We start from the raw sequence: 14,611 nt of genomic DNA, 5'->3' as shown, positions 1-14,611 counted from the left end.
CGGAAGCGGCAATGAAATGGAGCCAGGGTTTAGATCGTGAGCACGTTCTTAGGGCGCAACCTTAAGCGCAAACGCGGTGGCCTATCGTCCAAAAAGCGGGCGGCAAAACCCATGCCTTGGCCTAGGCTGGGTGGCATATCTATGGCAGCTGGGGTGTGAAGTGGAGGGCGCTAATGCTGCTGGCTGCAGATGTGAAAAGGCCCTATGCACAGATAGGGCCTTTTCGTTGTGCTGGGGCTGCGTTTAGCCACGCCAGAGATGGATTAGCAAGCCCACCACGGCGATGCCCAGTATCCCGCAGGCCCAGGCCAGGCGGGTGGCGCCGGTGCGCAGCAGGCCCACGGTCTGCACGATTTGCGACTGCTGCTCGGCCATTTGCTGGATGAGCTGGGCCGAGGCGCGTTGCGCCTGCTCCAGCTGGGCCACGCGGGCCTCCAGTTGGACGACATGCTGCAGCGCCAGCTCGCCGGCGTTGTGGGGTGTGCCCACCAAAGGCGTGCCAATGGCGGCAGCTGCTTCGCCCGCTGCGGCTGCATCGGCCTCATCGGTTTTTTTCAGCAGCCCCTTGGCTGCCTTGAGTACATGGGGCGCTGCCTGGATGACATCGCCCCATGGCACCATTTTCAGTGCGCTAACCCAGAAGGCCATGGCTTACAGCACCTCGCTGGCGAAGTCCGCCAGACGCGAGCGCTCGCCGCGGGCCAGCTGGATATGGCCGCTGTGTGGCCAGCCCTTGAAGCGGTCCACCGCAAAGGTCAGGCCCGAGCTGCCCTCGGTCAGGTAGGGGGTGTCTATCTGGGCCAGATTGCCCATGCAGATGATCTTGGTGCCGGGGCCGGCACGGGTGATCAAGGTCTTCATCTGCTTGGGCGTCAGGTTCTGCGCCTCGTCGATGATGACGTACTTGTTCAGGAAGGTGCGGCCCCGCATGAAGTTCATGCTCTTGATCTTGATGCGGCTGCGGATCAGCTCATTGGTGGCTGCGCGCCCCCATTCGCCGGGATTGCCGCCATCGCCCTTGGCCAGGAACTCCAGGTTGTCGTCGAGGGCGCCCATCCAGGGGCCCATCTTCTCTTCCTCGGTGCCGGGCAGAAAACCGATGTCCTCGCCCACGCTGACGGTGGCGCGGGTCATGATGATCTCGGTGTAGCGGCGCTCGTCCAGCACCTGGGTCAGGCCGGCGGCCAGAGCCATCAGTGTCTTGCCGGTGCCGGCCGTGCCGGTGAGGGTGACAAAGTCCACCTCGGGGTCCATCAGCAGGTTCATGGCGAAGTTCTGCTCGCGGTTGCGCGTGGCCACGCCCCATACGGCATGCTTGCTGCTGCCGTAGTCCTTGAGTGTCTCCAGCACGGCGGTCTTGTCGCGGATCTCCACCACGCGCGCATACAGGCTGGATGCGCCCGGTGCTTCGTAGTAGACGAACTGGTTGATCATCAGCTGCTGCGCAAAGCTGCCCGTGATGCGGTAGAAGCTGCGCCCGGACTCCTGCCAGCTCTCCACCTTTTTGCCGGCCTTGTCCCAGAAATCCTGGGGCAGGGCCAGGGCGCCGGAGTACAGCAGGTCGCCGTCGTCCAGGGCCTTGTCGTTCTGGTAGTCCTCGGCGGGCAGGCCCAGGGCGCGCGCCTTGACGCGCATATTGATGTCCTTGGACACCAGCACCACTTCCTGTTGGCCTTGCTTGTGGCTGCGCAGGGCTTCGACCACGCCCAGGATCTGGTTGTCGGCCTTGCCTTGCGGCAGGCTGGTGGGCAGGTGGTAGTCCAGCGGCTCGGTCTGGAAGTACAGGCGGCCGGTGCTGCTCTTGTTGCCCGTGGCATTCAGGCGCAGGCCGGCGCCCAGGTCGGTGTCTTCCTGTGCGGCGACCAAGGCATCCAGTGTGCGGCTCACCTGGCGGCCGTTGCGCGCCACTTCGGTCATGCCCTTTTTGTGGGCGTCGAGCTCTTCCAGCACCACCATGGGGAGGTAGATGTCGTGTTCCTCGAAGCGGAACAGGCTGGTCGGGTCGTGCAGCAGCACATTGGTGTCCAGCACAAACAAGGTGGTGGTGCCCGTGCGCTTCTTGTGGGTCTTGCCGCGGCCAGTGTTGCCAGCGGGGGCGGGCGCTGCGGCGGCGGGCTCGACGGCCTGGCGGCTGCGGGGCGCTGCAGGCTTGGCTGCCGGTGCGGCGGCCGCTGTCACCGTGGGTTTGGCGGGGGCGGCCGCAGCGACAGCGGGCGCTGCAGGCATGGCGGGGGCGGGGCTCAGCAAGGCGGCGCGTTGGCGGGCCAGGCTTTGGGCGGCTGCCGTGGTGGCGCGGCTGGGGTTGGTCTTGTCCCCGTTGGCGGCAGGGCTTGCGCTGTGGGCTTTGCTGGTCGCCGTCTTGCGTCCGGCCGCAGGAGCGGCGGGAGCCTTGCTTGCGACAGGGAGGCTTGCGCTGGGTGCGATGGCGTCGTCATCCACCGCTTCAGCCAGGGAGGCGGCCGCGCGCTTGGTGGCGCGCATGGGCGCGTCAAAAGCTTCCTTGGCGAGCCGGGAGGCGCGGCGGGTCGGTGCGGGAGGCAGGGGCATGGTGTTCAGGCCTTGATGTCAGGGCTGGAAAAGCACAAAGCCGCCGGGTCAGGAACCCAGGCGGCTTTGGAGCGGATGAAGGGAATGCAGGGCACGAAGCACAAACGCATGGACCCATTATGCACATCTAGCGGCCGAACTGGCCGAGCCGCTAGTGCTGGAGGTCGGATTAGGCCGCCTTCTTGATGGCTGCCTTCAGGCCCTTGACGGCCTTGAGGACTTCATCCACATGGCCGGGGACCTTCAAGCCGCGCCATTCTTGCGCCAGCGTGCCGTCGGGTGCGACCAGGAAGGTGGAGCGCTCGATGCCCTTGACCTTCTTGCCGTACATGATCTTGTTCTTGACCACGCCGAACATATGGCACATTTTTTCTTCGGTATCGGCAATCAGCTCGAAGGGGAGTTCGAGCTTGGTCTTGAAGTCATCGTGCGACTTCATGTTGTCGCGCGAAACGCCGAACACGGCGGCGCCTGCCTTTTCGAAATCCTTGTATTTGTCGCGGAACTGCATGGCTTCTGTGGTGCAGCCAGGCGTATTGTCCTTAGGGTAGAAATACAGGATTACGATCTGGCCTGTATGGGAGGTGTTCGACACCTTGATCCCGCCGGTAGCGTTGGCTTCAAATTCAGGAAGGGGTTTGTTGACAACGATCGCCATGCGCTTCTATCTCTCGGATATAAACTACGAAAAGCCGAGGGTATGGGTGTACTGCATCAAACTCTGTAAGCCCCCGACCGCAACCTGTGATTTTACCCTGAATCCCCCTAAAAATGAAATCCGCTGAGGAGCCTACTCAACAAGTAGGGCTGCCAGCACTGGGCGGCCTTCTTGTGACAAAACGTTAAATGTGCGGCAGGCGGCCGATGTGCCCATGGTTTCCACGCCAATGCGCTTGGCCATCAGCGGGGCCAGCCAGGCCGGCGGCACAAAGCGCAACTTGTCGCCGCTGCCAAAAATCACCACTTCCACCGACTGCTCGGCCAATAGCGCGAAATGCTCGGCCGTCAGGTCTTCAAAGCGGCTGCAGTTCCAGGCTTGCAGCAGGCCGTCCGAGCCCACCAGCAGGCTGTGGCTGTGCGGGGTCTTGTTCACGGCCAGCCAGCCCGGGCCATAGCCGGTAATGGTTTGCGCGTCGGATTGGTCGGGTTGGAATTTCATGGGCGGGTGCTCCTTCTGGGATCAAGATGCCACACCGTCCCAACGGGCGCAGCCGCAATCCGCGCCTGCACAAGGCGTACGCGCGGAACTGTGGTCAAATTATAGGTTTCACCGGGGCGCGGGTGCGCCTTGGCCTCTCCTCTGAAAAACCGGAAATCCTCTTATGAAGACCGTCCAGAAATCTGCCAAGTTAGCCAACGTCTGCTATGACATCCGCGGGCCGATCATGGACGCGGCGAAGAAGATGGAAGAAGACGGCCAGAAGATCATCAAGCTCAACATCGGCAATCTGGCCGTGTTTGGCTTCGATGCGCCCGAGGAAGTGCAGCAGGACATGATCCGCAATCTGCCCAACTCGGCTGGCTACTCCGACAGCAAGGGCATTTTTGGGGCGCGCAAGGCCGTGATGCATGAGACGCAAAAGCAGGGCATCAAGGGTGTGGCGCTGGACGACATCTATCTGGGCAATGGCGCCTCAGAGCTGATCGCCCTGGCCACCAACGCCTTGCTGGACAACGGCGACGAGATGCTGCTGCCCGCACCCGACTACCCCCTGTGGACGGCCGTGACCAGCCTGTCCGGCGGCACGCCGGTGCACTATATGTGCGACGAGGCCAATGGCTGGATGCCCAAGCTGGACGACATCCGCGCCAAGATCACGCCGCGCACCAAGGCCATTGTGGTCATCAACCCCAACAACCCCACGGGCGCCCTGTACTCCAAGGAGTTGCTGCAGGAGATCGTGCAGATCGCCCGCGAGCATGGCCTGGTGATCTTTGCCGATGAGGTCTATGACAAGGTGCTGTACGACGATGTGGTGCACACCCCGCTGGGCAGCCTGTCCACCGATGTGCTGACCATCACCTTCAACTCCCTGTCCAAGGCCTATCGCAGCTGCGGCTACCGCGCCGGCTGGATGGTGATCTCGGGCGACAAAAAGCCCGCCAAGGATTACATCGAGGGCCTGAACATGCTCTCCAATATGCGCCTGTGTGCCAACGTGCCCGGCCAATGGGCCGTGCAGACGGCGCTGGGTGGCCACCAGAGCATCGATGAGCTGGTGCAGGCCGGCGGCCGCCTGCGTGTGCAGCGCGACCTGGCCTGGGAGATGATCAATGCCATTCCCGGTGTGAGCTGCGTCAAGCCCCAGGCTGCGCTGTACATGTTCCCGCGCCTGGATCCCGTGGTCTATCCCATCCAGGACGACCAGGAGTTCTTCCTCGAAGTGCTGCAGGAAACCAAGGTCATGCTGGTGCAGGGCACGGGCTTTAACTGGCCCGAGCCGGACCACTTCCGTATCGTCTTCCTGCCGCATGAAACCGATTTGCGCGAGGCCATCAACCGCCTGGCCACCTTCCTGGCCAAATACCGCCAGCGCCATGGCACGGACAAGCTGAGCCTGCTCAAGCCCGCCAAGGTCAAGGCCGACAAAGCGGTGGCCTAAACCGATGAGGACTTACGCCAGCAAGGAGGGCGCATGGCTTGTGCCCCAGGGCAAAGTACTTGCCCCTGCCGGGTTGGCGTAAATCGTGCCTATTTTGATAGCTGCACACGCATATCCAGTAAGCGATGCAGTCCCTTTTGACTGGTAATTTTAAAACCTTATGAAACCGATCCAAGTAGGCCTGTTGGGCATTGGCACCGTGGGCGGCGGCACCTTCAACGTGCTGCAGCGCAACCAAGAAGAGATTCGCCGCCGCGCGGGTCGTGGCATTGAGATTGCCATGGTGGCCGACTTGGACATGACACGCGCCAAGCAGGTGGTCGGTGATGCGGCCAAGGTGGTGGGCGATGCACGCGAAGTCATTGCCAACCCCGACATCGACGTGGTGGTGGAGCTGATCGGTGGCTACGGCATTGCCAAGGCCCTGGTGCTGGAAGCCATTGCCGCCGGCAAGCATGTGGTCACGGCCAACAAGGCGCTGCTGGCCGTGCATGGCACCGAAATCTTCCAGGCCGCGGCCGAGAAGGGGGTGATCGTGGCCTATGAAGCGGCCGTGGCCGGTGGCATTCCCATCATCAAGGCACTGCGCGAAGGCCTGACCGCCAACTCCATCCAATGGGTGGCCGGCATCATCAACGGCACGACCAACTTCATCCTGTCCGAGATGCGTGACAAGGGTCTGGACTTCGACGTGGTGCTGAAAGAAGCCCAAGCGCTGGGCTATGCCGAGGCCGACCCCACCTTCGATATCGAAGGTGTGGACGCCGCCCACAAGGCCACGCTGATGAGCGCCATTGCCTTTGGCATCCCCGTGCAGTTCGACAAGGCCTATGTGGAAGGCATCACCAAGCTGTCCGGCGCCGACATCCGCTACGCCGAGCAGCTGGGCTACCGCATCAAGCTCTTGGGCATCACCAAGCGCACGGACAAGGGCATCGAGCTGCGCGTGCACCCCAGTCTGGTGCCGGCCAAGCGCCTGATCGCCAATGTGGAAGGCGCCATGAACGCCGTGGTGGTGCATGGCGACGCCGTGGGCACCACGCTGTACTACGGCAAGGGCGCGGGCTCCGAGCCCACCGCCTCGGCCGTGATTGCCGACCTGGTGGACATTGCCCGCCTGCACGGCGCCGACTTGGCCCACAGCGTGCCGCCGCTGGCCTTCCAGAGCAACACCCTGGGCGCTGCCGGCAAGGAGCTGCCTGTGCTGCCCATGGCCGAGGTGGTCACCAGCTACTACCTGCGCATCCGCGTGGCCGACGAGGCCGGCGTGCTGGCCAAGATCACCGGCATCCTGGCCAATGCCGGCATCAGCATCGATGCCGTGCTGCAGCGTGAAGCCGATGAAGTGGGCGGCGAGGGCTCGACCCAGACCGACCTCATCATCCTCACCCACGACACGCGCGAAGGCGATATGGACCAGGCCCTGGCCGAGATCCAAGCCCTGCCCACGGTGCTGGCACCCATCACCCGCATCCGCAAGGAAGAGCTGAACTAAGAAAGCCTTGATGCACGATCGCACGCAACCCGGATTCATCCCTGGCCAGTGCGATCGGCGCACCGGCTTTTTTTGCAAAGGCTGGCGCCTGATGGCGCTGGCCTTTTCCTTTTCTGTGGGCGCCGCTGCTGTGGCTTTTGCCGCTCCTGTGGATGTGTATCGCGGCACGCTGGGCGGCTCCGAGGTGGTGATGGAGCTGGGCAAGCCCCAGGCCGATGGTTCGCGCCAAGGCCGCTATTTCTATCGCCGCCACGGCGTGGACATTCCACTCGGGGGGCCGTTGCATGCACTGGCCGAGGGCCAGCCACTGCGGCCGGAGCTGACGGAAGCGCTGGGCCATCAGGGGCCGCTGTTCACCGATGCCAGCGGGCGTGCCGTGGTCTGGCGTCTGCAGCAGCAAGGCGACAGTCTGAGCGGCGAATGGGTGGATGGCATCCATGGCAAAAAGCTGCCGCTCAGCCTCAGACGCATTGCACATTACGACCCCGAGGTGCTGGAGCCCAGGGGCGTGGAAGCTGTGAGCAAGGCGATTGTGTGGGGTGCTGGCGGCGGGCTTTCGCAAGGCGTGGCCATCAGCGAGCAAGTCACGCCTTATGACTATCTGCGCCTGGCCCAGCAGCGGCTGGAGTTGGGCAAGGAAGTGGTGGTGGCCCCCGACCTGGCCTGGCGACCCGTGCGCGATGCACGCACCAAGCTCTGGTATCCGCGCCTCACCCGTCATCCCGACGCCAAGATTCTGGCCCAGACCAATGCCATCCTGGAGCAGCGTCACTGGGGTATGAGTCTGGAGGCTTTGGCCTGCAAAGCCTCGATCTATCTCAACGATGGCCCGGCAGCGGGATCGCTGGGGGGCTATGACGCGGAAGTAATCAATGTCACCTACCTCAGCAAAGCCGTGATGGGCGTGGTCGAGGCTGGCTCCACCGATTGTGGAGGGGCGCATCCCCACAACCATCTCGATCCATTCACGCTGGATTTGAGGCATGGCGGTTATCTGGACTTCACCCGGCTGTTCAAGGGTGCGAAATACGGTGAGTACAAGCTGGAGCTCAGCCCCCGCATGCAGGAGTTCATCCGCAGCAGCATTGCGGCGCAGCCCGAGCCCAGAGACGAAACAGAATGCACCGACCTGCTGCCCGATGCGTATATGGCGCTGATGTTCCGAGAGCCGGGCAAGATGGGCTTTGTGGTCTCCGGCATAGGCCATGCCCTGGGTGTGTGTCTGGGCAGTGGCATTCAGATTCCATTCCAGAAACTGAAGCCCTATACCAAGCCTGGTGCAGAGCGCTATTTCCAGCCTTGAGCCACGGCTGACCGATAATGGCAGGCTTGGCGGCACAGATGCTGCCCGTTCTGCAGACTGTTTTTTTGACGAGTCCCTGATGCTGTATCTGTCCACCCGCGGTCACGCCGACCGCAAGCGTTTTTGTGACATCCTGCTCGAAGGTCTGGCCCCCGATGGCGGCCTCTACCTGCCGGTTGCCTACCCTCAGATCGACGACGCCAAGCTGAGCCAGCTGCGCAGCACGCTGGCTACGCAGGGCTATGCGGGCCTGGCCTTTGAGATTCTGTCGCTGTACATCGACGATATTCCCGCGGCCGACCTGAAGGCCTTGTGCGCCAAGACCTATACCCAGGAGGTCTTTGGCACCGAGGCCATCGTCCCCGTGCGCCAACTGGACGGCGTGCTGCACATCGAAGCCCTGTCCAACGGCCCCACGCTGGCCTTCAAGGACATGGCCATGCAGCTGCTGGGCAATCTGTTCGAGTACGAGCTGGGCCGCCGCAATGCCGAGCTGAACATTCTGGGCGCCACCAGCGGTGACACCGGCAGCGCGGCCGAATACGCCATGCGCGGCAAAAAGGGCGTGCGCGTCTTCATGACCAGCCCCCATGGCCGTATGAGCCCCTTCCAGCAGGCGCAGATGTTCAGCCTGCAGGACGCCAACATCCACAACCTCGCCATCGAAGGCGTGTTCGACGACTGTCAGGATATCGTCAAGGCCGTCAGCAACGACCACGCCTTCAAGGCCAAGTACAAGATCGGCACCGTCAACTCCATCAACTGGGCCCGTCTGCTGGCCCAGGTGGTGTACTACTTTGCGGGCTATCTGCAGGCCACTAAGTCGAATGCCGACAAGGTGAGCTTCACCGTGCCCAGCGGCAACTTCGGTAATATCTGCGCCGGCCATGTGGCGCGGCAAATGGGTCTGCCGATTGCCAAGCTGGTGGTCGCCACCAATGAAAACGATGTGCTGGACGAGTTCTTCCGCACCGGCGTCTACCAGGTGCGTGGCGCGGCCAACACCTATGAGACTTCCAGCCCTTCGATGGACATCAGCAAGGCCAGCAATTTCGAGCGCTTTGTCTTTGACCTGGTGGGCCGCGACGGCGCGCGTACCAAGGCTTTGTTTGTCGATGGCGTGGCCAAGGCCGGCCAGTTCGATCTGAGCGCCGACCCCGTGTTCAAGAATGCGGCGGCGAAGTATGGTTTTGTCAGCGGCAAGAGCACCCATGCCGATCGCCTGGCCACCATCAAGGACACGTTCCAGCGTTTTGGCCAGATGATCGACACCCACACCGCCGACGGCGTGAAGGTGGCGCGCGAGCATTTGGGGGCCGAGCCCATGCTGGTGCTGGAAACAGCGTTGCCCATCAAGTTTGCCGCCACCATCGAAGAGGCCCTGGGCCGATCGCCCGATCGCCCGGCCAAGTTCGACGGCATCGAAGCCCTGCCCAAGCGCGTCACCGTCATGGCTGCAGACGTGGAGCAAGTCAAGGCATTCATTGCCCAGCATTGCGATTGATACGGTTCTTCTGTTGAGGTCAAAATGCATGCCGGCGCTTGGCTACCAAGCGCCGGTTGCTATTTGGAAGAGAGCAAACGCATATGAAGGCCATGGGCTTTGCTGCCTACTCCGGCGCGGGCAAGACCACGCTGCTGGAACAGATCATTGCCGAGCTGCGTGCGCGGGGGCAGACCGTGTCCACCGTCAAGCATGCCCACCATGATGTGGACATTGACATCCCCGGCAAGGACAGCTGGCGCCACCGCAAGGCCGGCGCGCAAGAGGTGCTGCTGGTCTGCGACCGGCGCCTGGCCTTGGTGCGCGAGTTTGGCGAGGAGCGCGACCTGGACGTGCACGCCATGCTGGCCGAGCTGAACCCTGCGGTGGACTGGGTGCTGGTGGAGGGCTTCAAACAGGGCGAGCTGCCCAAGCTGGAGCTGTGGCGCCAGCCCGAGCCCGGAGTCAAGCCACGCGCCTTGCGCTTTCCCCATGACCCCCAGGTGCTGGCGCTGGCCACCGACGACCCGGCCTCTTTGCCCCAGCAACCGCCCGCCACGGTGGCGCTGCTGGACCTGAACCAGCCCGCTGCCATCGTGGACTGGATGCTGGCCCATGCCAGCTGTTTTGAATACCGAGGCCCGGCAGGCCTGCAAGGAGCAATTGCGTGAAACCTTCCCCTCTGATCTCGCTGGACGAGGCCCTGAGCACCGTGCTGGCCCAGGCCCAGGCCCAGCGCCTCGATGCCCCCGAAGCCGTGGACCTGTTCCAGGCCGATGGCCGCGTGCTGTGGGCAGATTGCATCTCGCCGCTGCAGGTGCCGCCGCTGGACAACTCGGCCATGGATGGCTATGCGTTGCGCCTGGCCGATGTGGCCGTGCCCGGCACCGTGCTGCCTGTGAGCCAACGCATTCCCGCCGGCCAGGTAGGCCATGAGCTGGCCCCCGGCACGGCGGCACGCATCTTTACAGGAGCGCCCGTGCCCTCCGGTGCCGATGTGGTGCTGATGCAGGAAGACTGCGAGGCCGTGGAAAGCAGCCAAGGCTATGGCAGCGTACGCATCAACGCCCTGCCCAAACCGGGTCAGCATATCCGCCGTGCGGGTGAAGACATTGCCCTGGGCAGCCGCGTGCTGGCCGCCGGCACACGCTTGACGCCGGCCGCCCTGGGCCTGGCCGCCAGCATAGGCCTGGCCCAGCTGCCCGTGTCGCGCAAGCCGCGTGTGGCCTTGTTTTCCACCGGCGATGAGCTGGTGCTGCCCGGCACCGTGGCATCGCAGGACATGCGGCCCGGCGCCATCTACAACAGCAACCGCTACTTTCTGCGCGCGCTGCTGCAGCGTCTGGGCTGCGAAGTGGTGGATGGAGGCATCCTGCCCGACCACCGTGCGCAGACGGTGCAAGCCCTGCGTGCTGCGGCCCAGGACTGCGATCTGATCCTGACCAGCGCCGGCGTGTCAGTGGGCGAGGAAGACCATGTCAAACCCGCTGTGGAACAGCTGGGCGAGCTGGGCCTGTGGAAGATCGCCATGAAGCCCGGCAAGCCTTTTGCCTATGGCAAGCTGCGCAAAGAAGGCGGCGGTTTTGCCCATTTCATGGGCCTGCCGGGCAACCCGGTTTCCAGCTTCATGACCTTTTTGGTGCTGGTGCGCCCCTTTGTGCTGCGCCTGCAAGGCATGCAGGACGTGGCGCCGCGTACCGTGGAGGCCGTGGCCCATTTTGACCTGCCCAAGCCCGATGCGCGCCGCGAATTCCTGCGTGTGCGCCACAACGCGCAGGGCGGATTGGAGATCTTCAGCAACCAGAGCTCGGGCGTGCTGACCTCGGCCGTCTGGGGCGATGGTGTGGTGGACAACCCGGCCCAGACCTCGATTGCACGCGGCGACCGCGTGCGTTTTATTCCATTCTCGGAACTGCTGTGAGGAGCCCCGTCATGCAGATTACCGTGCGTTACTTTGCATCGCTGCGTGAGGCCATGAACACGGGCAGCGAGGAGTTACATACCCAGGCCGCCACCGTGGGCGCGCTGCGCGAGGAACTGCGCGCGCGCCATGCCACGGCGCAGCAGGCGCTGGCACCGGAAAAGCCGGTGCGCATGGCACTGAATCAGGACATGTGCAGCGCCGACGCCTTGCTGAAAGAGGGCGACGAGGTGGCATTTTTCCCGCCGGTGACCGGGGGCTGAAACCCACCGCGCCAAGGGCTTGATTCGCATCAAACGTGTGACTACCTACTAGGGAAATCCCTTTGGGGTTTTCCTTATTGCCATCCTCGTTCATGCAGAGAATGCAGCGCTTCTTTACAGAAGAAGTATTCAACGCATGACAACTCACGTCCATATCGAGGAGACCCGCTCTGCGCGCTTTGCCATGCGCTGCGCCAGCTGGGCGGAAAAGTGGTTCCCGGATTCCTGGGTGTTCGCCGTGGTCGGCATCTTCCTGGTGGTGCTGGCGGCCTTTGCCATCGGCGTGCCGGCCCAGGAAACCAGCAAGGCCTTTGGCAAGGGCTTCTGGAGCCTGATCCCCTTCACCATGCAAATGGCCTTTGTGGTCATCGGGGGCTATGTGGTGGCCAGCTCCAAGCCGGCCTCCAAGCTGATTGAAGCCCTGGCACGTGTGCCCAAGAACGGCCGCAGCGCCGTGGCCTGGGTGGCCATGGTGTCCATGACGGCATCGCTGCTGAACTGGGGCCTGAGCCTGGTGTTTGGCGGCCTGCTGGTCAAGGCCCTGGCCCGCCGCACCGACCTGAAGCTGGACTACCGCGCCGCTGGCGCCGCAGCCTATCTGGGTCTGGGCGCCGTGTGGGCCCTGGGCATCTCGTCCTCGGCCGCGCAGATCCAGGCCAACCCGGCCAGCCTGCCCGCAGGTATTCTGAACATCACTGGTGTGATCCCGTTCACCGAGACCATTTTCCTGTGGCAGTCCGGCGTCATGCTGGCCGTGCTGATGGTGGCCTCCGTCATCGTGGCCTACATCACCGCGCCCGGCGACAAGACCGCACGCGACGCTGCCAGCTGCCAGGTGGACACCACGGTGGAAGTGCATGCCATCGCCAAGCCCACGCGCCCCGGTGAGTGGCTGGAATACAGCCCGCTGCTGATCATCTTCCTGGTGCTGCTGTCGGTGGGCTGGATGGTGGAGGAATTCCGCAGCAAGCCCTTCATCCAGGCCATCTCGGGTCTGAACACCTACAACCTGATCTTTTTGATGGTGGGTGCGCTGCTGCACTGGCGCCCACGCAGCTTTCTGGATGCCGTGGCCCGTGCCGTGCCCACCACCACCGGTGTGCTGATCCAGTTCCCGCTGTATGGCGCCATTGCCGCCATCATGACCGAGGTCAAGGGTGTGGACGGGGCCACGATTGCCCACCATATCTCCACCTTCTTCACGCAGATCGCCACGCACGACACCTATGCGCTGCTGATGGGCGTGTACTCGGCCGTGCTGGGCTTCTTCCTGCCCTCGGGTGGCGGCAAGTGGATCATCGAAGCCCCCTATGTGATGCAAGTGGCCAACGACCTGCAATACCACCTGGGCTGGGCCGTGCAGATCTACAACGCGGCCGAAGCACTGCCCAATCTGATCAACCCCTTCTACATGCTGCCGCTTTTGGGCGTGCTGGGCCTGAAGGCGCGTGACCTGGTGGGCTTCACCTTTGTGCAGCTGCTGGTGCATATCCCACTGGTGCTGTTCCTGCTGTGGTTCCTGGGACAATCGCTGGCCTACATTCCACCCGTCATGCCATGAGTTCCAAGACCCCCGACACCCCAGTGGTTGATGCTGCCATCAGCGCCCGCACGCGCCAGGCCTTGTCCGAGGCCAAGGCCCGCGGCGTGCAACTGGGCAAGGCGGGGGCCCAGAACATCCGCGCCACCGTGGAAAAGCGCAAAAGCGCGGCCGACGCCTTTGCGCGCCAACATGCTGCGCTGTTTGCCGAGTTCACGGCCCAGGGCCTGACCCACCGCAAAATGGCCGAGCTGCTGAACGCACGTGGTATCGCCGCCGCCAAGGGCGGACCCTGGACCCATGGCCAGGTGCAGCGCATCTTGAACCGCTATGCGGACTGGGCGGCAGCGGATCAGGCCGCGGAGTAATGCCGGCGTTCAGAAACTCCGGGTTTGATAGCTGTATACGCAGATGCTGATTGCGCTGCAGCCAGATTTTTCTCGGATTTTCACAACCAACAAGGCTGCTTCGGCAGCCTTTTTCATGTGCCTCTACAATGAGCGCTTCAGGTGCCAAGGGGGCGCCTGCCCGCACAAGAGGCTCTCACCCCTGTTTCACGATCACACATGTTCTTGACAGACCATGGTTGCCGTACGGGCCCAACGCGGGGGGCTGTGCACGCAACCCGGAGCACTGTCATGACAAGTTCTCTTCTGCTTTCCTCCCAGGCGCGCCGCGCCTTGGTGCGGGACTACAAGCAATCCTTTCCCCCTTTGGGTATTTATGCCGTGCGCTGCGAGGCCGCGGGCCTGTTGCGTCTGGGCGCCAGCCGCAATGTGGATGGCATGCTCAATCGCATACGGTTTGAGCTCAGCACCGGCCTGCCCCGCGATGTGGAACTGCGCCAGGCCTGGGTCCGCCATGGTGCGGCGGCCTTTCGCTTTGAGGTGCTGGACCGCGTCAAGGAACGCGCCGATCCTGATTTCGACTACGAGGCCGAGCTGCAGACCTTGCTGGTGCTATGGCAGTCAGAGTTGCAGCCTGAATTGCAACCCACGCCCTCTGCACCAGGAGGCCAGCCATGAGCGCCGATACCGCGGTCGATGCCCTGCACTTTGGCACCTGCTTGCAGCGCGCCCAGGCCGTGTTGCAGCAGCGCCTGGATGAGCGCCTGGGCGACTGGCATGGGCTGAATCTGGCCGACTACCAGTTGCTGCAGGCGCTGGAACATGACCGGGACGGGCTGGCCTTGCCAGCCCTGGCCAAGGCGCTGCTGCAAAAACCTGCGGCCACCTTGCGCCAGCTGCAACCCATGGAGAAAACCGGTTGGCTGGAGCGTGTGGCTGGCCTGGTGCGCTTGCGCCCGGTCGGCCGACAACTGCTGGTGGAGGCGCAGCGCACCACGCAAGCCGTCTACGACCAGGTCTTGGGCGCGCTGGGGGTGGATGCCCCCGCGCTGGCCAACTGCCAGCGGTTGCTGGAGCGGCTGGCCACCCCCGTGGGAGGCAGGCTATGA

15 protein-coding genes are annotated in these 14,611 nt (G+C 63.5%); 11 read left to right on the top strand and 4 right to left on the bottom strand.

The window, feature by feature from the left end; all coding sequences use genetic code 11:
* Positions 1-243 precede the first annotated feature (243 nt).
* From ACA027_RS17990 to ACA027_RS17975, 4 genes are all read right to left on the bottom strand, one after another.
* Positions 244-648 (bottom strand): hypothetical protein, encoded by a 405-nt coding sequence (locus tag ACA027_RS17990; protein ID WP_370679564.1) that lies wholly within the window; start codon positions 646-648, stop codon positions 244-246.
* Between the two features lie 3 nt (positions 649-651).
* Positions 652-2,547, bottom strand: a complete 1,896-nt coding sequence (locus ACA027_RS17985; protein ID WP_370679563.1) for a PhoH family protein — start codon at positions 2,545-2,547, stop codon at positions 652-654.
* A gap of 169 nt (positions 2,548-2,716) precedes the next feature.
* The gene (locus ACA027_RS17980) at positions 2,717-3,205 is read right to left on the bottom strand and encodes a peroxiredoxin (RefSeq protein ID WP_370679562.1); all 489 of its coding nucleotides are present in this window, start codon (positions 3,203-3,205) and stop codon (positions 2,717-2,719) included.
* 132 nt (positions 3,206-3,337) lie between these two features.
* Positions 3,338-3,706, bottom strand: coding sequence for an Mth938-like domain-containing protein (locus tag ACA027_RS17975; RefSeq protein WP_370679561.1), 369 nt, complete (start codon positions 3,704-3,706; stop codon positions 3,338-3,340).
* Between the two features lie 163 nt (positions 3,707-3,869).
* On the opposite strand from ACA027_RS17975, the gene ACA027_RS17970 reads away from it, so the two are divergent.
* From ACA027_RS17970 to ACA027_RS17920, 11 genes are all read left to right on the top strand, one after another.
* Positions 3,870-5,150: a pyridoxal phosphate-dependent aminotransferase gene (locus ACA027_RS17970; protein WP_370679560.1), complete on the top strand. Its 1,281-nt coding sequence runs from the start codon at positions 3,870-3,872 to the stop codon at positions 5,148-5,150.
* A 160-nt stretch (positions 5,151-5,310) separates the two neighbouring features.
* The gene (locus ACA027_RS17965) at positions 5,311-6,645 is read left to right on the top strand and encodes a homoserine dehydrogenase (protein ID WP_370679559.1); all 1,335 of its coding nucleotides are present in this window, start codon (positions 5,311-5,313) and stop codon (positions 6,643-6,645) included.
* Positions 6,646-6,655: 10 nt separating this feature from the next.
* Positions 6,656-7,948, top strand: coding sequence for a hypothetical protein (locus tag ACA027_RS17960; protein WP_370679558.1), 1,293 nt, complete (start codon positions 6,656-6,658; stop codon positions 7,946-7,948).
* Between the two features lie 79 nt (positions 7,949-8,027).
* Entirely contained in the window at positions 8,028-9,452 is a 1,425-nt protein-coding gene (gene thrC / locus ACA027_RS17955) for a threonine synthase (RefSeq protein WP_370679557.1), read from the top strand.
* A gap of 83 nt (positions 9,453-9,535) precedes the next feature.
* Positions 9,536-10,102: a molybdopterin-guanine dinucleotide biosynthesis protein B gene (gene mobB, locus ACA027_RS17950; RefSeq protein WP_370679556.1), complete on the top strand. Its 567-nt coding sequence runs from the start codon at positions 9,536-9,538 to the stop codon at positions 10,100-10,102.
* Positions 10,099-11,352, top strand: coding sequence for a gephyrin-like molybdotransferase Glp (glp, locus tag ACA027_RS17945; RefSeq protein WP_370679555.1), 1,254 nt, complete (start codon positions 10,099-10,101; stop codon positions 11,350-11,352). The genes mobB and glp overlap by 4 nt, the downstream gene beginning before the upstream one ends.
* Positions 11,353-11,363: 11 nt before the next feature.
* Positions 11,364-11,615: a molybdopterin converting factor subunit 1 gene (gene moaD, locus ACA027_RS17940; protein WP_370679554.1), complete on the top strand. Its 252-nt coding sequence runs from the start codon at positions 11,364-11,366 to the stop codon at positions 11,613-11,615.
* Between the two features lie 136 nt (positions 11,616-11,751).
* A complete protein-coding gene (locus ACA027_RS17935) occupies positions 11,752-13,176 on the top strand; it encodes a short-chain fatty acid transporter (protein WP_370679553.1) in 1,425 nt (474 codons plus the stop codon).
* Entirely contained in the window at positions 13,173-13,523 is a 351-nt protein-coding gene (locus tag ACA027_RS17930; protein ID WP_370679552.1) for a recombinase family protein, read from the top strand. Before ACA027_RS17935 ends, ACA027_RS17930 begins: the two co-directional genes overlap by 4 nt.
* A gap of 270 nt (positions 13,524-13,793) precedes the next feature.
* Entirely contained in the window at positions 13,794-14,180 is a 387-nt protein-coding gene (locus tag ACA027_RS17925) for a GIY-YIG nuclease family protein (protein WP_370679551.1), read from the top strand.
* Positions 14,177-14,611, top strand: a complete 435-nt coding sequence (locus ACA027_RS17920) for a hypothetical protein (protein WP_370679550.1) — start codon at positions 14,177-14,179, stop codon at positions 14,609-14,611. The genes ACA027_RS17925 and ACA027_RS17920 overlap by 4 nt, the downstream gene beginning before the upstream one ends.

It is taken from the genome of Comamonas sp. GB3 AK4-5 (assembly GCF_041320665.1).
Taxonomy (GTDB): domain Bacteria; phylum Pseudomonadota; class Gammaproteobacteria; order Burkholderiales; family Burkholderiaceae_C; genus Comamonas.
Note: the sequence above shows the minus strand (reverse complement) of the source record. Positions and strands in the feature narration are given on the sequence as shown.